At 64.0% G+C, this 22,315-nt stretch carries 15 protein-coding genes; 11 read left to right on the top strand and 4 right to left on the bottom strand.

Features of this window, described 5'->3' with window-relative positions:
• The first annotated feature begins 102 nt into the window (after nt 1-102).
• The 10 genes from J2R99_RS05305 (at nt 103) to J2R99_RS05350 (ending at nt 15,184) form a co-directional block, all read left to right on the top strand.
• Nucleotides 103-789 (top strand): FkbM family methyltransferase, encoded by a 687-nt coding sequence (locus tag J2R99_RS05305; protein ID WP_307153423.1) that lies wholly within the window; start codon nt 103-105, stop codon nt 787-789.
• Between the two features lie 147 nt (nt 790-936).
• A complete protein-coding gene (locus tag J2R99_RS05310) occupies nt 937-2,163 on the top strand; it encodes a glycosyltransferase family 4 protein (RefSeq protein WP_307153424.1) in 1,227 nt (408 codons plus the stop codon).
• A 101-nt stretch (nt 2,164-2,264) separates the two neighbouring features.
• Nucleotides 2,265-5,231 carry a rhamnosyltransferase WsaF family glycosyltransferase gene (locus J2R99_RS05315; protein ID WP_307153425.1) on the top strand — a complete coding sequence of 989 codons (2,967 nt, stop codon included), beginning with the start codon at nt 2,265-2,267 and terminating at the stop codon, nt 5,229-5,231.
• A 1-nt stretch (nt 5,232) separates the two neighbouring features.
• Entirely contained in the window at nt 5,233-7,392 is a 2,160-nt protein-coding gene (locus tag J2R99_RS05320; RefSeq protein ID WP_307153426.1) for a DUF6212 domain-containing protein, read from the top strand.
• Nucleotides 7,392-9,452, top strand: coding sequence for a glycosyltransferase family 2 protein (locus tag J2R99_RS05325; RefSeq protein ID WP_307153427.1), 2,061 nt, complete (start codon nt 7,392-7,394; stop codon nt 9,450-9,452). Before J2R99_RS05320 ends, J2R99_RS05325 begins: the two co-directional genes overlap by 1 nt.
• Nucleotides 9,453-9,492: 40 nt before the next feature.
• Entirely contained in the window at nt 9,493-10,164 is a 672-nt protein-coding gene (locus tag J2R99_RS05330; RefSeq protein WP_307153428.1) for a sulfotransferase, read from the top strand.
• 25 nt (nt 10,165-10,189) lie between these two features.
• Nucleotides 10,190-11,227: a hypothetical protein gene (locus J2R99_RS05335; RefSeq protein WP_307153429.1), complete on the top strand. Its 1,038-nt coding sequence runs from the start codon at nt 10,190-10,192 to the stop codon at nt 11,225-11,227.
• On the top strand, nt 11,220-12,458 hold the full coding sequence (locus tag J2R99_RS05340; protein ID WP_307153430.1) for a glycosyltransferase family 61 protein: 1,239 nt from the start codon (nt 11,220-11,222) through the stop codon (nt 12,456-12,458). The genes J2R99_RS05335 and J2R99_RS05340 overlap by 8 nt, the downstream gene beginning before the upstream one ends.
• A 751-nt stretch (nt 12,459-13,209) precedes the next feature.
• Nucleotides 13,210-14,493, top strand: a complete 1,284-nt coding sequence (locus J2R99_RS05345; RefSeq protein WP_307153431.1) for a calcium-binding protein — start codon at nt 13,210-13,212, stop codon at nt 14,491-14,493.
• Nucleotides 14,494-14,602: 109 nt separating this feature from the next.
• On the top strand, nt 14,603-15,184 hold the full coding sequence (locus J2R99_RS05350; protein WP_307153432.1) for a CatB-related O-acetyltransferase: 582 nt from the start codon (nt 14,603-14,605) through the stop codon (nt 15,182-15,184).
• Here J2R99_RS05350 and J2R99_RS05355 read toward each other — a convergent pair.
• The 4 genes from J2R99_RS05355 to J2R99_RS05370 all read right to left on the bottom strand — a co-directional run bounded on the left by J2R99_RS05355 (nt 15,181) and on the right by J2R99_RS05370 (nt 20,834).
• Nucleotides 15,181-15,939, bottom strand: a complete 759-nt coding sequence (locus tag J2R99_RS05355) for a class I SAM-dependent methyltransferase (RefSeq protein ID WP_307153433.1) — start codon at nt 15,937-15,939, stop codon at nt 15,181-15,183. The two genes, J2R99_RS05350 and J2R99_RS05355, sit on opposite strands and share 4 nt — an antisense overlap.
• Before the next feature lie 15 nt (nt 15,940-15,954).
• Complete coding sequence (locus J2R99_RS05360) at nt 15,955-17,607, bottom strand: glycosyltransferase (protein WP_307153434.1); 1,653 nt, start codon at nt 17,605-17,607, stop codon at nt 15,955-15,957.
• Between the two features lie 72 nt (nt 17,608-17,679).
• Complete coding sequence (locus J2R99_RS05365) at nt 17,680-19,065, bottom strand: HlyD family type I secretion periplasmic adaptor subunit (RefSeq protein WP_307153435.1); 1,386 nt, start codon at nt 19,063-19,065, stop codon at nt 17,680-17,682.
• Entirely contained in the window at nt 19,062-20,834 is a 1,773-nt protein-coding gene (locus J2R99_RS05370; RefSeq protein ID WP_307153436.1) for a type I secretion system permease/ATPase, read from the bottom strand. Before J2R99_RS05370 ends, J2R99_RS05365 begins: the two co-directional genes overlap by 4 nt.
• Before the next feature lie 329 nt (nt 20,835-21,163).
• Here J2R99_RS05370 and J2R99_RS05375 point away from each other — a divergent pair, with 329 nt between their 5' ends.
• Nucleotides 21,164-22,315 carry a class I SAM-dependent methyltransferase gene (locus J2R99_RS05375; RefSeq protein WP_307153437.1) on the top strand — a complete coding sequence of 384 codons (1,152 nt, stop codon included), beginning with the start codon at nt 21,164-21,166 and terminating at the stop codon, nt 22,313-22,315.

The following is a 22,315-nucleotide window of genomic DNA, read 5'->3' on the forward strand; positions in this document are numbered from 1 at the left end:
GAGACCTCCGGCGCGAGCGCGGCGACTGGTTGCCGCGGCGAGCGACTGCGGATAAGCCGATCCCCGACGCTTATTCTGCGGCATGAAGACAAGGAGCGAGAGATGCAGCCGGCAACGAGCCCGGAAATCGTCGAATGCCGGGGCGTCCGCCTCGACCTGTCGCATCCCCTCTTTACCGAAAAGCTGCGGCGCGCCGTCGAGCGTGGCTGGTACGAAGGCGCAGAAGCGCGGGCGAGCGAAATCATGGTGAAGCCGGGCGACCGCGTCGTCGAATTCGGCGGTGGATGCGGTTTCATCTCGAGCTTCATGGCGCTGACCCATACCGACATCACGATCCAGTGCGTGGAAGCCAATCCCGAGCTTCTAGCCTTAATCGAACATCATCACCGTTTGAACGGCGTCACCTGCGCTCGTCTCCACCACGAACTCGCCGCGCGTGAGGACGGCATGGCGGATTTCTACGTGACCCGGGATTTCTGGGCCTCGTCGACCCGACCAGGAGCGGAGGCGCGTTGCGTGAAAGTGCCGGCGCGGGCCATCTCCAAGCGTCTCGATGAGTGGGATCCGCAGGTCGTCGTCATGGATGTGGAAGGGGCTGAACTCGAACTTCTCGCGGACCCGCTCCCTTCGAGCCTGCGCGCGCTCGTCCTTGAACTTCATCCGGACATTTACGGTTTGCCGGGCGTCAAAGCCGTCATGGATGGATTGTCGAAACAAGGCTTCGCTTTCGTGCCGGAGGCCAGCGAGCATGCGGTCACCGCCTGGGCGCGGGTCGACGCTCTTGCCTAGATTGGGGCGAGCGGCCAACCGGCTCCTTTCCATCCTGCGTGTTGACAGCGCAGCCGTGCCCCCGCATTGCCATCATGCAGGGTTCGAAAAACCCGTTGCCGGCACGACGCCAGGCTTGCCAAGCACCTTTTCGGATTTTCCCATCCCATGAAAATACTCTTCCTGCACAACAATTTTCCCGGCCAGTACCGTCGCCTCATCAACTTCTTGAAGGATGATCCGCTGGTCGAGGACATGATCGCGGTTACGCTGGAAACAAACCAGCAGAAGTTTCCATTGAAGAAGGTCCTTTACAAGCCGCATCGCCCGGTGACGAAGGGCATTCATCCAGCAGTCTTTTCTTTCGAAGCCGCCGTCATCAATGCGCAGAACGTGTTTCAGAAGCTTGTTTCGGTAAAGCAATCGGGCTGGAGGCCGGACATTATCTGCGGCCATTCCGGCTGGGGCCCGACTATGTTCCTGCGTGAACTGTGGCCGGATACGCGCATGCTCACCTATTACGAGTGGTGGTACAATTCGACGGGTGCGGATACCGATTTCCTGCGCCGCGAACCCGCCCCCTATGACGAGCGCGTGCGCATGCAGATGAAGAACGCGCCTTTTCTCGCCGATCTCTCGATCATGGATTGGGGGATCTGCCCGACGCGCTTTCAGCACAGTCAGTTTCCGACCATGTTCCGCGACAAGATCGAGCTTCTGCACGACGGCGTCGATACGGATTTCATGTGCCCGGACCGCTCCGACACGCTCACGATCGGCGACAAGACCTTCCGCGCTGGAGACGAGATCGTCACCTATGCCACGCGGGGCATGGAGCCCTACCGCGGCTTTCCGCAGTTCATGGAGGCGGTCGCCAAGCTGCAAAAGCAGCGCCCCAACATGCAGACGATCATCGTCGGCAGGGACCGGGTCGCCTACGGCTCAAAGCGCGCTGACGGCAAGACCTATAAGAAACATGCGCTGGAGACGCTCGATCTCGATTTGAGCCGCATCCACTTTCTCGATCTGGTGCCTTTGGAGAAGCTTCGCACGGTCTTCCGCATTTCCTCCGTGCACGTCTATCTTACCGTGCCGTTCGTGCTCTCATGGTCGATGATCGAGGCGATGAGCACCGGCGTCCTGCTGCTTGGTTCAGACACCGCGCCGATCCGGGAAATGGTCGAGGACGGCAAGAACGGGCTCCTCGTCGACTTCTTCGATGCCGACAAGATCGCTGCGCGCATGGAAGAAGCACTCGCCAGCCAGCAGAAGTTCGTGCCGTTGCGCGCGGCCGCACGTCGCACAGTCTTGGAGCGCTATGCCATGAAGCATCTCCTGCCCTGTCACCGGCAGCTCATGGTCGATGTCGCCTCTGGCGCCAAGACCTGTCGGTGAGCCCGTCGTCCTTTCGATTTGGCGCAAGCTGTGCCATCCATCCGAGCCACGCAGCCGCATCACGCCGGCTTGGCGCTTAGTATTGCCCTGGGAGCGCGTTCGTGAACGCCACACTCAAGCGGACTTTGAAACGCTACCTGTTGCCCTTCACGGGATCGATGCGGCTCCTCAGGGCGCATCCGATCCTGATGAATGGGCAATGGTACCTTGAGAAAAATCCGGATGTGGCGCGCGCCGAGATCGATCCGATCGAGCATTTTCATCGCATCGGCTGGAAGGAGGGGCGCAACCCGTCGGAGCATTTCGACGTCACGTATTATCTGACCGCCTATCCCGACATTCGGACCGCGGAGATCAATCCTCTTATCCATTACCTCCAGGTCGGTTGCACGGAAGGCCGCAATCCCTCGCCCAATTTCGACGCAGCGGCCTATCTGCGCGACCACCCGGACCTCTCGCAAAAGAAGCTCACCGCCTACGAGCAATTCCTCATCGCCACCGGTTGCGCAGACCTCGACCACGAGCCGATGACGATCCCGCGCGGCGCCTATGACGAGATAGCGGCGAGCGGACTCCTGCACGAGACCTGGTATCGCGGGAAATACCCTGACGTCGTCGCCGTGCCCGATCCGCTTCAACATTACGTCGACTGGGGCATCCGCGAAGGTCGCAGTCCCAACCCTTATTTCGATCCGAGCTGGTACACGAAGGAGCACCGCTACGCGCTGCGTGGCCTGCCTCCGATCCTGCACTATCTGCGTCACGGCTGGCAGAATGGCTGCGACCCGTCGGCGGCTTTCAGTCTCACGCATTACGGCGAGCTCACCGGCTGGTCGCCACGCGACGGGGAGCCCATCGCACGCTTCATGAAAGAGGGGCTGCCGCAGGCACCCGTGCTCAGGCCGGTCGATCCCGCAAAGCCCAGCCATCGCATCAATCTCGGGCGGCGGGACGCGCATTGCTGCAAGGGAAGCTTCCTGCGCTATCCGCTGGATCACCGGCCCGCGGAGACGGCCGATGCGCATGGCAGTTTTGTGCCGAACCGTCTCGTCCTGCATTGGGTGATTCCGGATTTCGGCACCGGCGGCGGCGGCCATATGACGATCTTCCGGATGGTGCGCGCCCTCGGTCTGCGCGGTCACCGTCAGACGATCTGGATCCATAACCGCGATCCGAAAGAGCCGCTCGACAGTGCCTATGACGACGTCGTCCGCCATTATCAGACGATCGACGCAGAGATCCGCCTCATCGACGAGGAGGGCTTCGTCGACGCTTCAGGCGATGCCGTCATCGCGACCGACTGGGCGTCGGTGTGGCCAGCCCGCTCGATGCGGCAGGTGAAGCGCTGCTTCTACTTCGTGCAGGATTACGAGCCATTCTTCTTTGCCCGCGGCGCCGAAGCGCTTCTGGCTGAGGCCACCTACCGAAGCGACGTCGATTGCCTGTGCGCGAGCCCTTGGCTGTCGCAAACGCTCGAGGAGAATTTTGGTCGCTGGACGCGCCATTTCCACCTCGCGGCCGATCGCGACGTCTATCATCCGGCGAGCCCGCGCTCCGGGAGCGCAACCACCCCGGACGCGCTTCCCCGGATCGCACTTTATGCCCGCCGCTTCACCGCCAGGCGCGCCGTCGATCTCGGCCTTCTGGCGCTCGAGGTGCTGGCGCGGCGCGGACACGAATTCATTGTCGATTTCTTCGGTTCCGAAGAGCCGATCGAGACGGCGCCCTTCCCCTTCGTGCAACACGGAACGCTGCCGCCACAGGAACTCAGCCGGCTTTACCGCTCCGCGACGATCGGCGTCGTCTTCTCGGCGACGAACTACTCGCTCGTTCCGCAGGAGATGATGGCCTGCGGCCTGCCGGTGGTCGAGCTCGACGTGGAAAGCACCAAGGCGATCTATCCCGAAGGCGTGGTGTCGCGCGCGGGCGCCAATCCCGACGCTCTCGCCGATGCCATCGAAGCGCTGCTCTTCGATGGCGAGCGCCGCGCCACACAGGCGCGCAAGGCCCTCAACTGGGTCTCCCAGTTCAGCTGGGAAGGCGCTGCCGACGTCATCGAAAAAGGCATCGTCGACCGGCTTCAGGAACTCGGGCACGCCCGGCTCGCGCCGGCAGTCCCGCGGGCCACACCGAAAGCCTCCGTCGTCATCCCGACCCTCAACGGCGGGCCGCTCCTCCTCGACGTCATCGAGCGGGTGAAGGCGCAAAAGCTGCATGAGCCATTCGAGATTCTCGTCATCGACAGCGGCTCGAGCGACGGCACGATGGAGCGCATCGAGGCGGACGATTCCGTCATGCTGCATCGCATCGACAAATCGGAGTTCGGCCATGGTCGCACGCGCAATCTCGGCGTCGAGCTGACAAGCGGCGATTACATCGCCTTTCTCACCCAGGATGCGCTGCCGACGAACGAAGGCTGGCTCGCCAATCTCGTGATGATGCTCGACCATTATCCGGATGCCGCCGGCGCCTTCGGTCACCATCTCGCCTGGGAAGCCGCGAGCGCCTTTACCAAGCGCGACATCGACCAGCATTTCCGGCAATTCTTCGAAATGCCGCTCGCCGTATCCAAGGATCTTGATCCCGCACGCTACGCGGCGGGCGACATCCAATGGCGACAGCAGCTGCATTATTACAGCGACAACAATTCCTGCCTGCGGCGTTCCGTTTGGGAGAAAATCCCTTATCGCGACGTTCCCTTCGGGGAAGACCAGCTCTATGCCGAGGACATCATCGCGGCCGGTTACCAGAAAGTCTTCGCACCGAATGCCGTCGTCTATCACTCCCATGATTACGACGAAGCGGAGACCGAAGAACGTTCGATGATCGAGGCGGAGTTCTTCTACGAGCATTTCGGCTATGTGCTCATGAAAGACGCAGCCACGCTTGAGAAGACGCTCGCCGCTCTCAATGCCGCCGACACCGCCTGGGGACGCGCCCACGGGATCGACGACGACGAAATCGCCTACCGTCACAAGCTCAACAAAGCTCGCCTAAAGGGCTATCTCGCCGGTGGCCCGCAGGCTCAAGGCCACCTTGAGCGGCGGCGCAGAAAGAAGGTCGCCTGACGTGTCGGATCGGACCGCCTTTTCCAGCGGGATTTTCGTCGATCCCGACAGCGCCCAACAGATCTTCGGAGCGTCGAGCCAGGTGTTCGTCTCCGAAAGCCTTGCCGAACGTCTCGGAGACCTGTCGCATCTTCCGACTTCCGTCACGCTGTTTGATCAGGACGGGCGGCTCAGATCCTCGGAATCGCATCCGGGCGCGGCCGCCCATGTCCTCATCGACGCCATCCCGCACGGCGTCTTCCTGATTGCCTGCGGCGAAGGCGAACAGGAGATCGCGTCAAAGCTCGTCGGGTTCTTCAAGCGGCACGACGCGCGGCCCGTCCCCTCTCTTGCCGTCATCGACGCGACCGAGACCGATGCGGCGCTCTTACGCTTCACCCATGCGCTCTTGCCGGCGATGAGCCATCGCCTCGCCATCCAGGAAGAGGTCCTCGGCCGGCGCGAGAGCGAGCTTGCCGAGATGCGCCAGCACGCCGAGTGGCAACAGCTGCAGCTTCGCCTCGGCCGCGAAATGGTCGAGGCGCTCGGCTATTCCACACGCATGCTCGCCTATGAGGTGCCGGCCGGCGATCGCACGATCGGCCCTGGCGGCGACGTGGAGGCGACCTCGCTCGTCCAGCGCCTGCCGGTCGATCTCGCGGGCATCAACGCCGTCAGTCTTTATGTCGTCACGCCCAAGAAGACCTCCGGCCAGATCGTCGTCACGCTCGGGCCCCCCGATCTGCGGCAAAGCCTCGCCCGGGCGGAGATTGCCGCTACGGATTTGAAGGCCGGCTGGAACGATATCGTTCTGGAAAAGGCCGTCGGTCCGATCCACGGCGATGGCGTCCTCACCGTCTCCTTCCTCCGAGACGCAAAGGTCGCCGCACCGCTCCTGTCGCTCACGGACGAGACGACCGACCGCTTCGGCCTGATCGATCCGGAAAGCTCAGGCTCGCTCGCGCTCAAGGTTTGGAAGGGCCTGTCGCCGGAGGCGTTTCCGGCAGCAAACCGCGCGGCTTTGCGCATCTCCCGCGCTCCGCTCGATACGGCGGCGTTCTCTGACCGGCTGCATTATATCTTCGGCGCCGCCGAAGAGGCGATCCTGCGGCAGACAAGCAAGAGCGGACCGCTTTCAGTGATCGAAAGCAACGGCCAGATCGGCCTGCGCGCTCTTCCCGAGAAGGTCGGCGGCTTCCGGCTGGCGGATCCGATCGAGCCCGGCACGCTCACAGTCTCCCTCGATCTCGCTCGGGCAGCCGACGATGTGGACGAAGAGATCGAAACCGCCATCTTCGCCATACCGAGCCGAGACCTCGTTCTCCGCGATGCGGAGGAGCTGCGGCAGGTCGTGCAAGCGATCTTCGCGCAAGATGCCGACACAACAGCGAACCTGCCGGCCTCGCTCACCCGCCGCCTGCCGAAGGCGACACGCACGACATTGCGGCTGACATTCGCGAGCCCGACCGAGCGGCCGATGGATGTCGTCGTCGCGCTTCGCAATTCTTCGAGCGCAGAGATCGCATTAAGCGCCTCCCATATGGCGGTCGAGAAGATCGAGGACCTGCGAAGCGAGCTCGAGCCTCCGTTTGCCCGACGCATCCCCTTCGCGGAACTGAAAAGCCGGATGAGCTACATGTTCGGCGACAGCGAAGGTCGCCGCGCATCCGAAGGCCTCGGATTTTCGGTTTTCGAGATCTCCGACGTCGAAAATTTCATGCAGACGCATCCTTTGCCCGACGGGCTTTCGGGGGCGCGCGGTGTCGGTATCCTGCCCGAGGGGCTGATCCGCCTCGGCGCCCGCGTGATGACGAGCCATCGCCAGGGACCGGATGCGGAATACGGGCTATACATCATCAGGCGCGGTGCGGGCGAGGATGACCCGGCCGCCTTTGCCAGAGCGATGGAGCGCTTCGTCGAAGGAGGTGACACGGCTCGACCCGATTTCGTCATCGCCTCCGCACAGATGCGCACGGAGCCCAATGAGCGGCACGATTTTGCCATCGAGCTTGCAACGCCGCTCGCACAACCCGCCGATCTTCTGTGCACCATCCGCAGCTTGTCCGGACATATCGCCTTTGCCTGGTGCCGCTGGTATGGGCTCGATCTCACGGTCGCCGGCAAGGGTGCCCATCGCCTCGAGCTCGCCCGTGGCAAGGCAAAGCTCCGTTCGGAGAGGTGATGCGAGGACCGCTCCTCACCGAGAATGACGCCCCTTCCGCCTTTCGGCGGATCGGTGTCGTCGTGCCGGTCTACGGACATTCGCGTTTCGCCGTCGAAGCGGTCCGAAGCGCCTGCGAGCAGATGCTCGCGACACCCCCTATCGTGGCCGTCGTCGACGATGGCTGTCCGAACCCCGAAACTCAGCATGCGCTGACGGCCTGTCGGGCGCGCTATCCGGGGCGGGTGATCAGCCTGCGTCAGAGAAATGGCGGCCTGTCGGCCGCCCGCAACACCGGCGTGCGCGCGCTTCTAGGACTTTTCCCCGACACCGATGCGATCTTCTTTCTCGATGCCGATAACAGGCTGGAGAATTACGCGATTGCCGCTTATTCGGCCGCTCTCGGCGCGGAAGAAGGCGCCGGCTGGGCCTTTCCGGACGTGCATGCTTTCGGGCTGACGCCGATGGTCGACGGCGTCGATGTGCGAGAGACGACGGTGGCCGATTCCGCGCTCCGACATCGCCGCGGCAATATCAGCGAGGCGGGTAGCCTCGTGCGTTCCGAGGTTTTTCGCGCTGGCGTTTTCTACGACGAGACGATGAAATTCGGGCTCGAGGACTGGGATTTCTGGCTGTCGGCGCGCGAAGCGGGTTTTCACGGCGTGCGTGTCACCGATCCGGGCTTTCTCTATCGCGTGCGTCCGGAAAGCATGGTCGCGCAGTCGCGTCGCCAGACCGACGAGATCATGGCGGGGATGCAGCGCAAGCATTTCGATCTCTTCGCCCGCTCCGCGATCCTTGCCGACGAGCACGAGGAAGCGCCGCGCTTCCTGATGGCCGACCTTGAGACCGGCGCGCTCCGGGCGACGTCGGACCCGGTGCTTCCCGGTCGTAAAATGACGTTGCGGGAAGCCGTCGCTCTCTTCGAGAAGCATCTCTCCGGCATTCACGAGCACGACGTTCCACCGATGCTCGTTGCCCATCACGGACGTGCCGCAGCCGAGGTGGAATGGCGGAAAGATCTGCGCAGCCTTTTCTTCGAAGCGCTGGCTGAGCCCGTCACCGGCCCGCACATCCTCTCCATTCGCGCCGCCGATCATGCGAGCCGCTTCGTCGGCGACACGCGCCGCGCGCGCAAGGATCTGGAAGCGGCCGAGGCTCTTATCGCCCTTATCCCGCTCAACGAATTGTCGCGGCTCGCCTTCGAGCGACCGAAGCGGCCGGGTCTCGCCCTCGTGCGGGACGTGACGCGTGTAGAGCATTGGAGCCTGCCGACGCTCGAACCGGTCCCACCGTTTCCCGGCCATGTCGGGCGCAAGCGACGGATTGCGCGGCTTTCGGCCCTTTTGCGGCCGTTTACGCGCGTGTCGCAGGCGCGTCCGCTCCAGCATGCAAGCCGGTTCTATCGCGGCCCGATCGTGAAGGATGTGCGCGAGCTGATGGCCGACGATCTCTGCGGCTACGCGCCCTTCAAGCCGTTCCCCTTCATCCCGGGAGGTCGGGAGCGCTGCCTCGTCGCCGTCGCGCCGGCAAGCCTTGCCGACGAGGCGCTGCAGGACGCGTTTGGCCGCTTCTGCGAGCGCTTGTCTCGGGCCGGCCTGCGCCTGTCGCTCGCGCTTGACGGCCAGACGGCAAATCCGGCCTTCGCGCGCGCCGCGCAGGCGGCGGATTTCGAAAACATTCTTCTCGATCCGGTGCCCGCGCCGCCGCCGGCCGATTTTGGCTTCATGGGAAGCGACATCCCGGTCCAGGATCCATCCAAGCATGCGCGTCTGATGGCGCTGGCGCGCGGCCATGACGCTCTCATCACCTTCGGCATCACGGATTTCCTGCCCTTCGCCGGCGAGGCCAAGGGCGACAAGATCCTCACCATTCTCGCCCTCGACGACGTGCTCATCGAACGCGATGCCGTCCGTGGCCGCGATCCGGTCACCGTCGCGGCCGCCTATGAACACGCCCATCACGCGATCGCCGCCGGCGTGAAGGGCCGCAAAGCACTTGCCAATTGCGGCGTGCCGTCGAGCCGCCTTGTGCCGACAGAGGCGCTCGCCTTCACCATAAAGAGCCGGCTCGCCCATTGATGCGCCGGCCGCCACATTCGCTGAACCCGCGGAGACCCCTATGACCGCCAGGCCCGACTTCGAGAAATTCATCGTCATCGTCACCTATGGCCGCTCGGGCTCCACGCTTTTGCAGACGGCTCTCCAGACGATCCCGGGGGCGATGATCCGCGGGGAAAACAACAATCTCCTCTATCCGCTCTTCCGCGCCTGGAAGCGCGCCCACAACACACGCTACAATCAGGGACAGGCGCCGATCCCGGCACACGGGCCCTGGTACGGGGCCGACGAGATCGTGCCGCGCCGCTTCGGCGAAGAGCTCGCAGGTCTCTTCGTGCGCGAGATCCTGAAGCCCACGCCGCAGACGCGTGTCCTCGGCTTCAAGGAAATCCGCTTTCACGATGCGGAGCCCGGCGAAATGCCGGAGTTCCTCGATTTCATCCGCGAGTTCTTCCCGCCGTGCCGGCTCGTCTTCAACACGCGGCGCGCCGCCGATGTCGCGCGCTCCTCCTGGTGGAAAGATGTGGAAACCGAAAAGGTGATGGAGATGGTGGAGGATCTCGACCGGCAATACGCGGATTACGTCGCCGCGCATTCCGATACGAGCTTCCTCGTGCGCTACGACGATTACGTCAAAGACCGGGCGAGCCTGCGCGCCCTTTTCGACTTCCTCGGCGAGGCCTATGACGAGGCGGCGATCGAGGCGGCCTTCGCCCGCCGTCTGCCGCATTGAGGCACGAGCCGGAAAATCGCCCCTGATGCGCGAACTTCTTCTGCATATCGGCCATCCGAAGACCGGCTCATCGACGCTCCAGGCGTTTCTCGCCCGGAATGCGGAGGAGCTTGCGCGCCGCGGCCTCTTCCTCGCCGGGGGGGATCTGGGCTTCGATCCGCACAACAAGGTTTCCGGCAATCCGCTGCATTATTTCCGAGAGAACGCCGGCATCGCGCCCGAGGCTTTCGCCGAGCATCTGCGCTCGAAAATGGCGGCGATCGAGGCGCCGGAGGCACGCTTCGTTCTCTCCACCGAGATCCTTTTCAATCCCGGCCATGCGGCGCTCTTCGTCCCGCTTCTCGGCGAGACCTCCGTGCGCGTTGCCTATTACATCCGCCGGCAGGACCGCGTGCTTCTCGCCGCCTGGCGACAATGGGGGCTGAAGCGCGGGCTGTCTCTGCCGGAATTCATTGCCTACCGGATGAATTCCGGGCTTCCCGATTATGAAGCGACGATCGCCGAATGGAGCGGGATTGCTGGAGAGGACGCGCTCCGCCTGCGCTTTCTCGATCCCCGCTTTCTGACGCGCGGCGATCTCTTCGCCGATTTCGCGGAGTTTCTCAAAACACCGGCCGAGGGTCTCGTCCCCGTCGCCAATGAGAATGTCAGCCCGGACGCACGCCTTCTGCGCTTTCTTTCCCGCCATTCCGGCCTCTTTGAGAGCCTCGACGACGACCGGCCGATCGACGTTTTGGCGATGGGCCGCTCGGGCGACGGCGCGGAGAAGCTGAAGCTGCCTCACAACCTCTTCGATCTCGTGCGCCGTCGCTACGAAGCCCGCAACCAGGAGATCCTCGCCCGCTTCATGCCGGACAAGGCCGGGCTCGCCGTCATCGACGAGGCGGATGCGCCGATCGAGGAGGCGCGAGCGGGGGCCGAGGCGCGCGACGTCGAACATGTGACGGCCCGGCTCGTCGATCTCGTCTCCCGCCAGGAGCGGACACTGCAGGCTTTGCTCGCACGCATCGAAAAGCTGGAGGCCTTGCGGGCGAAAGGTTCGGACGGCCGCACACGTGGCTGAGGATGCCGCAGCCACCCTGCGGGCTCTTGCCGGGCGCGAGGTCGCGCCGGTGCAGGCGCCCGATCTCTGGGCGCGGCCCGGCGTCTGGCATCCGCTCTCGCCGCGGCTGCGGGCCAAGGCCGTTGCGGGCGCCGCACCGCTCGGCGATGAGGGGCCGCGGCTTGCCCTCGGTGCGCCGCCCGAAACGGAGATCGAGCGCGATCCGCTTCAGGCGCGGCCGCGCTATGTCGTTGCGGGAAAGAACGTCCTCCTCGCCGGCCAGCGGGCGCTGATCGATCCGGGAGATCCAGACATCGCCGAGAGCGGCGCGGCAGAGCCTGTCCTCGTCAACGACGTTCTGCTTCTCCCCGCCCCCTTCTTCGATCAGTCCCGCCCGCTCACGGCCTTTCCGCACGAATTCCGCATGACGCATGGCGTGAACCGCGCCGGCGAGAGGCTCCGGATCGAGGCAGACGCACAGCTTGAGGCGCCGATCGATACGCCGGTCGTCGCGCTCGGCTCGACCGAATCGCGCAATTACGGCTCCTGGCTCTTCCGCATTCTGCCGAAACTCCTCCTCCTCGATGAGATCCCCGAAGCGGCGGGGGGCGCGCTCCTCCTGCCGATGGAGGCGGAATGGATGCGCGAGATCGTGGCGGCCGCGGCCCCCGGGCGCCAGGTGATCGCCCAGGAGGTGACGACGATCACGCCCCTTGCCGACGTCCTCGCCCCCTCGCTCGCCGCCCCCGGCAACGTGTTTCCATCCGAGCTGCGCCAGGCGCTGGCGGCCTTCGCCGCTCGGCTGATCGGAACTGTGCCCTCGCAGGGCAGCGCCGGGCGCCGGCTCTATGTCTCGCGCCGCAGCTGGTCGAAGACGGCGCCGCGGCGCATTCTCGTGAACGAGGACGAGATCGTCGCGCGCCTCGGCGCCCTCGGCTTTGAGGAGGTCCGGCCCGAGAGCCTGTCGCTTCGCCCCCGCATCGCGGCCTTCCGGGACGCCGAGATCGTCATCGGCCCGTCGGGCTCCGGCCTCTTCAACTGCATCTTCTGCCGCCCGGGCACGACGATCCTCGAGCTCGAGCCGCATGGCGGCTTCCGCCCCATGCATCAGAGCCTTTATCGCAGCCTCGGCCTCGCCCATGCCTTCCTGCGCGGCGACATCGTTGCGCCGGGCCCGGCACCCGCCCATCCGAACTGGCGGATCGAGGCTGAGACGGTCTTAAGAATCGCAGAGGCGTGTCAAACACGCTGAAACCGCCGCCTCTCCCGCCGACAAAAGGGCTGAAAAGCCGCCTGCGCCTGCCGCTTGACATGATGCAGACGGGCAACACTTCCGCGCGACCGCCGGGGTGGGGTGTTGAGCCGCAAGGCGGGCCGGAGGGGAGGCGCGGTCGAGGGTCGGGCGTGCCGCCGCCTCTCGGGGGAGAACCGCGCCGTTCCCGGCGAGCGGCATCGCTTCGAAGGTCGGAGCGCTGGGCGAGGCCGTGTTGCACGGCTCCGCAACCTTGCCTCGGCGCCTCGCTCCAAACCCCGGCATGCGCCTGCCACGCCCCCTCGGCAGCGCTCCGCACGCTTGTTTCCCAAGGACTTAGAGGATCACGACCATTCCGCTTGCAGGCCCGTACCCCGCAGCCGGACCAGACCGTTGAAGGAAACCCCTGCGTACCCCAAGAGCTCTGCAACGGCGCGCGCGAAAGCTGCGGCGCCGCACGAGAGGAGGCCGCCGACAGGCAAAAGCACCGCCATTCTTTTCAGGTACTTTTACGTTTCCTTAAAAGAAGCTTTCCTGATCTGCGCATTTCACTTAAGGCCTTTCTACGACGCGACAATTGCATTTCAGCAACCCCCGCGGAAATTTATCCGCCGTGGCTTTCGCAGGTTGACACCGATAGGGGCCTCCGCAATAAGCTGCGGTCCGCGTTACCCTCCGCCGCGGCGCAAACATGGCGTGGGGATGGGGATACAACACACGCGCGTGTTTTGAAGCTCTACTGGAGAAACACATGGCTGAAATTTTCGGAACGAACGGCGACGATACCCTGGTGGGTAGCGCTGCTGCGGATTCAATTTACGCAATGGCCGGCGACGACGTCGCGAGCGACGGTAACGGCAACGACCTGGTTTTCCTCGGTGACGGTGCTGATTCCGTCACCATGGCTCAGGACGGCCTCGGCGACACCGTCCTTGGCGGCGCCGGCAATGACACCGTCAACCTGAACGGCGAGAACCTTGCTTTCGGCGTTTCCGGCCAGATCAACGAGATTTATCTCGGTGAGGGTGCCGACTCGATGACGGGCGCCACCGGCAACATGATCAACATCGTCGGCGGCGGCGACGGTGCCGACACGATCGCGGTCGGCTCTGGTGCCGACACGATCTATGGCGGCGACGGCGACGACGTTGTCACCAGCACGGGTGGCGACGACGTGATCTTCCTGGGCGCTGGCAGCGAGACGTTTACGGCCACGGCCGGCGACAACCTCGTCTATGGCGGTGCCGACGAAGACAGCCTGACGGGCGGCGCGACCGATTCCGACACGCTCTTCGGTGGCGACGGCGCCGACACGCTGACCGGTGGTGGCGGCGACGCCCTCCTCGGTGGTGGCGCCGGCAACGACGTCCTCGTGGGCGCCGGTGGCGACGAGACGATGTATGGCGGCTCGGGCAACGACAACCTGTCGAGCGGCACGGGCGGTGACGAGATGTACGGCGGTGCCGGAATCGACTCGATCGCTGCTGACGGCTCCGACACCGTCTTCGGTGGTGCCGACGCTGACTCGATCACCGCCACGGGCGGCGCCAACGAGATCTACGCCGGCGACGGCAACGACCTCATCACCGGCGGCGCGACGGGCGGCGACGAGCTCGGTGGCGGTGCTGGTGCCGACACGATCACGGTCAATGGTGCAGACTCTGTGTACGGCGGCGAAGGCGACGACGTCATCGACGGGTCGGCCGGTACCGGCGGTGCCTTCCTCTTCGGGGGTGCGGGTGCTGACACGATCGCAGTGGCCGACCTTGACGAAGTGACCAGCGGCGCCGGCGACGACGTGCTTGACTTCACGGCTCTCGCCAATGGCGATACCGTTACCGTCACCGACTTCGACGACGACGGCAACGACGTGATCGGTCTTCAGTCCGCTGACACGGTGAACTTCACCTTCGACACGACCACCCAGCCGGGTGACGTTATTGTCACGTACACTGATACTACCGACACGGTCACGATCGTCTTCGAAGACACCGACGCGTCTCAGATCTCGTCGGACGACTTCATCGTCATCTAATCGTTTCCCAGGAACGAGAGAAAGGGGCGCTTCGGCGCCCCTTTTTTTGTCTATCAGCCTTTTCCAATTGCGCCCCACGTCCGCGCCCGTCCCACAACACAGAGCAAAAATGTCTTCGCCTTTCTATACGCGCGACCATCTTGCCGACTTCATCGTGCGCCACGGCTTCGAGGTTGGTGAATTCACCTATGGCAGGCCGGCGATTCGCTGGTGGGGCGAAAAAGCGCGCCTGATCATCGGCCGATATACGTCGATCGCGGATGGCGTGACGATCTTTCTCGGCGGCAATCACAGAACCGACTGGGTGACGACCTATCCGTTTTCCGCGCTTGCGAAGAGATGGCCTGAAGCCCGGGGCATCGTCGGCCATCCGGCGACGAAAGGCGACGTCGTCATCGGCAACGATGTCTGGATCGGCGGCCAGGCCGTCATTCTCTCCGGCGTCACCATCGGGGATGGTGCGGTTATCGCGACACGTGCAGTGGTGACGCGAAATGTCGAACCTTATACGATCGTCGGCGGCAATCCGGCCCGACCGCTCGCCGAACGGTTCTCGAGCGAGCAGAAACAGAAGCTTCTCAAGATCCGCTGGTGGGACTGGCCGGAAGACAAGCTCCGGCGCTTCATCCCTGCCCTTCTCTCACCGGATATCGATGTGTTCATCCGCGAGGCCGAAGCGGAGAAAGATTAAGCCTCAGCAGGCGCGGCTTTCGCCTTCTTCGCCGCCATCGCGAGCTTCAAGCGGTTCGTCACGGCCCCGCCCAGGAAGGCGAACGTCCGGCGTACGGCGCTCGTCGCCTCCGGGTCGTGGCGGGCCGCGCAGAGCGCGGCCATCGCTTCGTTCCGCGGCTCGCCCTTGACGAGCACGCCGAGGCCAAAGCCATGCAAGAACTCGAACGCGTGCGCCCCCTCCGCGATCTCCGCCCAATAGCGGTGCACACCGAAATCGCCCCTGCGGACATTGGTGTCGTGAAAGAGGATGACGCCCCCCTCCTTCACCTTCGGCAGCCAGGTCTCATGGTCGTGCGCCACAGCTTCATAGGTATGAAGCCCGTCGATGTGCAGAAGGTCGATAGCGCCATCGTCGAAATGCGCGAGCGCCTCGTCGAAGCGAGCGCGGATCAGGGTCGCGAAACTGCCGTAACGATCCTCGTTGTAACGCGCCAGCTCGTTGTAGATGTTGTCGCCGTAATAGCCGGCGTGCTGGTCGCCCTGCCAGGTGTCGACGGCATGGCAGGCGGTTGCCGTGCCGAGCTGCTTGATCGCCTGATTGAAGGCGCAGAACGAAATGCCGGTATGCGTGCCGAGTTCGACGAGGCGCTCCGGGCGCAGCTTGTCGATGAGCCAGAAGGCGAAGGGCGTGTGCTCCAGCCAGCCTGAGGCTCCGATCCGCTCAGGCACCTGAAAGACGGCCGGCGAATAAAGCCAGGAAAGATCTTCGGTCATAACGTCGTCCACCCTCTAGGCCGGCTCGGTTTGTGGTTCGCCCCAGGCCGGCTCGTCGCGCAAACGCGCGACGCGCTCGGCCTCGAGCGCTTCGTGATGTCGCAACAGGCCTGCGTACCATGCGGCCTCGCCGCTCGCGTGGTAGGTGCGCATGCGCCGCGAGGCAACTTCTTCATAGGCCGCGCGAGCAATTTTCCCGCGCTGCTCCCGATCTTCGATCAGCGCGCGGAGATGCTCGCGAAGCTGCTTCGCCGACTTATAGAGAAGCCCGGTCTCGCCATGACGGACGACGTCGCCATAAATCACCGGGCTCGCTACGACGGCGACGGAATAAGCACCGCATTCGATGAACTTCAGGTCGCTCTTGCAGCGGTTGAAGAGATTGTCTTCGAGCGGCAGCCAGGCGATATCCGCCTTCGACAGGAGCGCCTTGTACTCCCTGAACGGCAGGACCGGCTGGTAATGCTTGTCCTCCGCCTTCACCGCGTCGAAAAACGCACGGTCGAAGACGACGTCGACGCGAAGCCTTTCCGGTCCATAGCGGGAGACGACCTCGTTGACGGCATCGATATAGGGGGCCCAATCCTCTTTGCGGTTGAGCGCGGCAAAGAGAAGCCTGACCGGCCCCTGCCGGGACTCGACGGGCCGAAACGGTGGCAGCGCCTCGATCTGGTTGGGCGAGACGAAGACGTTCGGATTCCACTCCCGGATGATCTTGGCGAGCGTTTCCGTCGAGGTTCTGACGGCATGCGCGGAGCGGAAGGTGAGGTGGCCGTTTTCCGCGATCGCCGGCCAGCGCATCGGATTGTCGTCGAACTCCACCACGAGGAGCTTGTGGGTTTCGAGAATCTGTCTGTAGACGGGAAGCGATTCCTCGCGCGTCAGGATCGGCCGCTGCCAGACGAAGACATCGCGCGTCCCCTTGCTCGGGCGCCTGGGCGTGGGGCCGAGATCGTCGATCATGAACTCGGGCAGCGTGCCAAGCGCTGCAAGCGGCGCCTGCATACGGACGATGGCCATCGCATCGGGCTTTGAAGCGAGCGCCTTGCCGGTGAAGCGGATGATCCTGTCCGGCACTCGGCGCGGGCGTGTCTGGGCGGTGAAATGCGAGGCCGCGAGCCGCCGGAGAACGGTCTCAGCGTCGAGCTTCAGCGCGGCAGCGAGCGGCCGCACGGCCTGTGCCGCATCTTCGGGGATCCCTGGTCCCGCCTGGATGGCGACGATGCGCGCGAGCGGTGCCCCGGCCCGTCTTGCCATCTCCTGAAGCTCGTCCGGATCGAAACCGGCAGCGCCGCTAACGCTCTTTCCGGAGAGAAAAGCCTGAAGCCTTGGCCAGGTGAAGCGGTACGGCACCAGAAGCGCGCAAACGCCCTCGTCGCGCACTTTCGGCGCCAGCGCTTTCAGCGCCGCTTCCGCCTCATCTGGCGTATCGGCGACAAGCGCGGCCGCATCATAGCGGGTCGTGTTATCGCGGGAAGCATCGGTCGGCATGTCCGTCGCAGGCGCGGCGCTGTCCGCACGGTCGATCTCGATCTTTGGATTGCGGGCCCGCAGGAGCATCTCAAGCCCCGGGACGGAGCGTCCTGCCAGAAGGATGCGGCTCGCCGTAATCGGCAGCTGCGCCGCAAGCCTGTCGGCTAGCACGCCCGGCGTCTCGCTTTCGCCCATTCTATCCCCCCGGCCCCGCCCCGGTCGCCCGTCTTCGGGCTTATTTTCGTTTTCGTCTCATCCCGCAGCGGCTCAGCCGACGAAGGCCTTGTCGCGCATGTCCTGGTAGGGCTCGATCAGATATTCCAGGAAGGTCTTGTTTTCGAGCTCGAAATAGACCTGTCCCACATTGCCCGGCATGACCTTGCCGTACTCTTTCAGGCTCTCCGGATCGACGGAGGCGCGCACCTTGTAGAAATAGCGGCCGGTCTTTTCGTCCTGCTCGCTGTCGGCCGAGACGTAGCTCACCTCGCCGTCGAGAATCTGGATCGCCTTGGAGCGTTCGCGCGAGGGGAAGCGGATCGAGACATGCTGACCCTGGTGCACGGAATCGATGTAATGCGGGTCGACCATCGCCTCGATGCTCATCGGCACCCCTTCCGGCAGGATCTCGAAGATCGGATCACCCGGCTTGATCACCTGGTCCTGCGTGTTGACGGCGACGTTCACGATGATACCGGCAACGGGCGCGCGCACTTCGGAGCGCTTCGTCACATCCGAAAAATAGCGGATATTCGAGGAGAGCTCGAAGATGTTGGAGCGCAGATCCGTGATCTGCTGGGCGACCTCGTTGGCCCGCTGCGACAGAGCCCGGTTCAGCTGTTCCTGCGTCTCGTTGATCGTGGAGCGCTTGTCGTCCATCTGGATGAGCGTCTGGCGGACATTGTCCTGGTCCGAAGCGAGCTGGCGGTTGAGCGAAAAATTGCGATCGCGGGTCGTCAGGCCCTTTTCCAGAAGATCACCCGAGACGCGCACCTCTTCCTGGGTCGCCTTCACGCGCTCGCGGCGTTCCGCCAGCATCTCCTTCAAATTGTCGAGGAGCTGCTGATTGTTGTCGATGCGCTGGTTGAGGATCGATTTCAGCGACGTCATCTCCGCCGTCTTGGCTTCGAATTCCTCGCGCTGCGAGCTTGCCGTTTCGGCGAGCTCCGGCTCTTCGGCGATGCGGCGCTCCAGATCCGGCGGCAGAATGATCTCGTCGTCGCCCCGCTGCTCGGCGAGATAGCGGGCAAGCTTCACGCGGGCGACGTCGCGCTGCATCTGCGCAGTCGCAAGCTTCGCCTCCGCACTCGTCACGTCGATGCGGGCAAGGAGATCGCCGGCCTTCACCTGCTCGCCCTCCTTGACCAGCACCTCGTTGACGATGCCGCCTTCCAGATGCTCCACGATGCGGTTCTTGCCCTGCGCCACCAGGCGACCATCCGCCATGAAGGCGCCGTCGATCGGCGCAGACACGGCCCAATAGGTGCCGAGCCCGACGAAACAGAACATCGCGATGATGGCGAGCCGGTAGGCGCGCGTCAGCTTCAAGGGCACCTCGTGATGCCAGGCATGATAGAAGGGCTCGTCGTCCTTACGGGGCTTGCGGGCCACGGGGGCCGCCTTGCCGTACATGCCGATCGCCTGCAATTCCTTCACGATGCGGACCCTCCCGCGCCGGCAACAACCTGGCCGTCAGTTTTTTCGCTCGCCTCCTCGCCGCCTTTCGGCTGCTGGATCTGGCGCACGGGCCGCCGCTCCACGCTTGCCGGCTTCACCACCTTGGGCAGAACTTCCTGGCGCGGCCCGTAATTTTCAATCGTGCCGTTCTTCATCAACAGCACGCGATCGACGACCTGCAGCAACACCGGGCGCTGCGTCACGAGGATGATGGTGGCACCCCGCGCCTTGGCGCGGCCCACCGCGCCCAACAGAATGTGATCGCCTTCCTGGTCGAGATTGGAATTGGGCTCGTCGAGGAAGATGAGGCGCGGATTGCGGTAAAGCGCGCGCGCCAGCGCGATCAGCTGCTTCTGACCGCCGGACGGCTGCATCCCGCCCGTGCCGATGCGCGTGTCGTAGCCGCGCGGAAAGCGCAGGATCATCTCGTGGATGCCCGCCTGCTGCGCCGCCTCGACAATGTCGGCATCCGACGCGTCGGGATCGAAGCGGGCGATGTTCTCACCGATCGTGCCGGGGAAGAAATCAACCGATTGCGGCACGTAGCCCATATATTCGCCGAGCTGGATGCGGTTCCAGTTGCGCATGTCGGCGCCATCCAGGCGCACATGGCCGGCATTCGGCATCAGCCCGCCGGCGAGGAGGCGCAGAAGCGTCGATTTGCCGGCGCCGCTCGGCCCGATGATGCCGATCGTCTCACCGGCTTCGATGCCGAAGGAGATGCGCTTGATGATCGCCTCGTCGGAGCCGCGCACGCCGAAGACGAGCTTCTCGACCATGAAATTGCCCTTGGGCTCCGGCAGGGCCGTCTTTTCCGGCTCGACATAAAAGCCGATCAGCGCATCGCGGACGCGGTTATGGGCGGACCAGGCATTGGTCAACGCGCTCCAAGAGCCGACGAGGCCGTCGAGCGGCGCGAGCGCCCGCCCGCCGAGCATCATACAGGCGAAGACCACGACCGCCGCAACATCACCCTCGAGCGCCAGAAAGGCGCCGACGCCGAGGATCGAGGCCTGCAGGCTGAAGCGCATGAAGCGCGAAAAGCCGCCGAAGAGCGCCCCGACGGTCTGCAGATTGACGAAAGCGGTGAGGCCGCGCGCATTGAGACTGCCCCAGCGGGCGATCGCCGTCTTCTGGAGGCCGAGGACACGCACCGTTTCAGATTGTTCGATATGCGATTGCAGGATCCGATTGGCGCCGCGCTGCGCATCGTTCTGCACTTCGATGCCGCGCTTCATGGCGCGCTGCTGCAGAACGGCGACGACGATCATCACCACCATTCCGCAGGTGATCAAAATCCCGAGTGCAATGTCGACCATGAAGAGGACGGCGACAAAGATCGGGATGAACGGGGCCTCGGCCACCGCCGCCAATGCGCGCGAGCCGATGAATGTCTTCACCTGCCGCACATCCTGCATGAGCTCCATGCCGGAAGAGGCATCGCGGCTGCCATCCAGGAAATGGGCGTAAACGACCGGACCTGCGAGCATCGCTTCGTAGCGCGCTGCCGCACGTGCCAGGACCGCCATACGCAAGGCTTCGAAAATGCCGTAGGTCGCAAAGGCGATGAAGGCGAGAATCGAGAGCGCGATCAGCGTCTCCTCGCTGCGGCTCGGCAGCACACGCTGAAACACCTGCATCATGTAGAACGGCAGCGCCAACATCAGAACGGAGGTGATCCCGCTCATGATGAACACGCCAATGAAGGCGCGGCGGACACTGGAGGTCGCGTGGTCAAGTTCTGTCATTGCGCTGCCGAACACCCGTTGCGGACGCCGTCAGCGGCGTTCCGCAAGATGGAAAGGAGACTCCCGACACCAAACCCGCGTCCCGGGTCGTTCCTGGCCGCCGGAAAGCGGCCACCGTCGCATGCCAGACCGCTTCTGTTCAAACCCATGCCTGCAATAGCATCTGGGATAGATTATCAGCTAGCACATGCTAACGAAGTCTCACAAGCACAGCGTTTCGGACGATATTGCGGCGAAACGATGAGAGATCCGGTCAACAGGCTGCTCAACTCGCCGAAGAGGATCGGCTCGCCTGGACAAGATCGCCACGCAACTCGTATAGGCGCCCCATGATCCACCTCGACAGCCACCCAACTGCCGAGCTCTCCACGCCTTATGACGTGTTTGAGGGATGGGTTGCACATACCTGCGCGGGGACCCTTGATCTCAGGCTTGCAGGCGTGCCGCTCGCGGTCAGCAACGTGGCCCGACCCGACCTCGGGCAAGGCGGCATCGGCTTTCGAGCCTATGTCGATCTCACCAAGCTCGACGCGAAGGCTTTGGTAGCGCCGTTGCCACTCATCGCGGAGGTGAACGGCGATCCGGCCGGCGCCCTTGAGGTGATGGTCGCGCACGGTCTTACCGAAACCGTCGGGGCGGCGCGCTCGGCCAAACTTCGCAAGCGGGACTGGCTTGTCCGCCATCTGCGGCACTGGCAGAGCGGCGAAGCCGGGTTGGCCGAAGACAAGGCGCTTGTCTTTCCGCAGGCTGGCTTCTCCACGCCGCTTCCGCCCTTCGGCGCCGTCAACCTGCTCGATCCCGCCTATGGCTTTTCCGGAAGCCTTGCCGACAAGGCCGACGGAGTTTCCGACCATCCCTATCCGAACCTCCTCGAAACACAGCTCGATGCGGCGCGGCACGAGAATTTCATGGCACTCGATTTCGGTGCCGGCTTCAAGCGGATCGAGCGGCCCGACGTCATCTATATGGAGATCTTCGACTATCCCTCAACGGATCTCCTTACCGTCGGCCAGGCTCTCCCCTTCGCTGACAACACCTTCGACATGGTGCTGACGCTCGCAGTGCTTGAACACGTCGATGATCCCTTCACCTGCGCGACAGAAATCGTGCGGGTGCTCAAACCGGGCGGGCTGTTGTTTTCCGGCATCCCCTTCATGCAGCCCGAGCACGGCTATCCCGACCATTATTTCAACATGACGAGGTCAGGTCACCGCCGTCTCTACGGGCCCAAGATCGAGGTCATCGAGCACCTCGTCGACGACCACCAGCACCCGTTCCGCTCCCTGCAATGGATCTTGCGCTCCTACCTGCAGGGGCTGCCGGAGGAGGCGCGCCCGGAATTCGCCGAAATGAGCGTGCGCGATATCCTGACGAGCCGCTACTGGAAGGCGCGCCAGCAGCCTTTCGTCAAAGATTTGAGCGAGACGGCACAGTTCGAGCTCGCTTCGGCCACCACATTGATCGGCCGCAAGCGCGGCTGA

Origin of the sequence: Rhodopseudomonas julia, assembly GCF_030813515.1 — a bacterium.
GTDB lineage: Bacteria > Pseudomonadota > Alphaproteobacteria > Rhizobiales > Afifellaceae > Afifella > Afifella julia.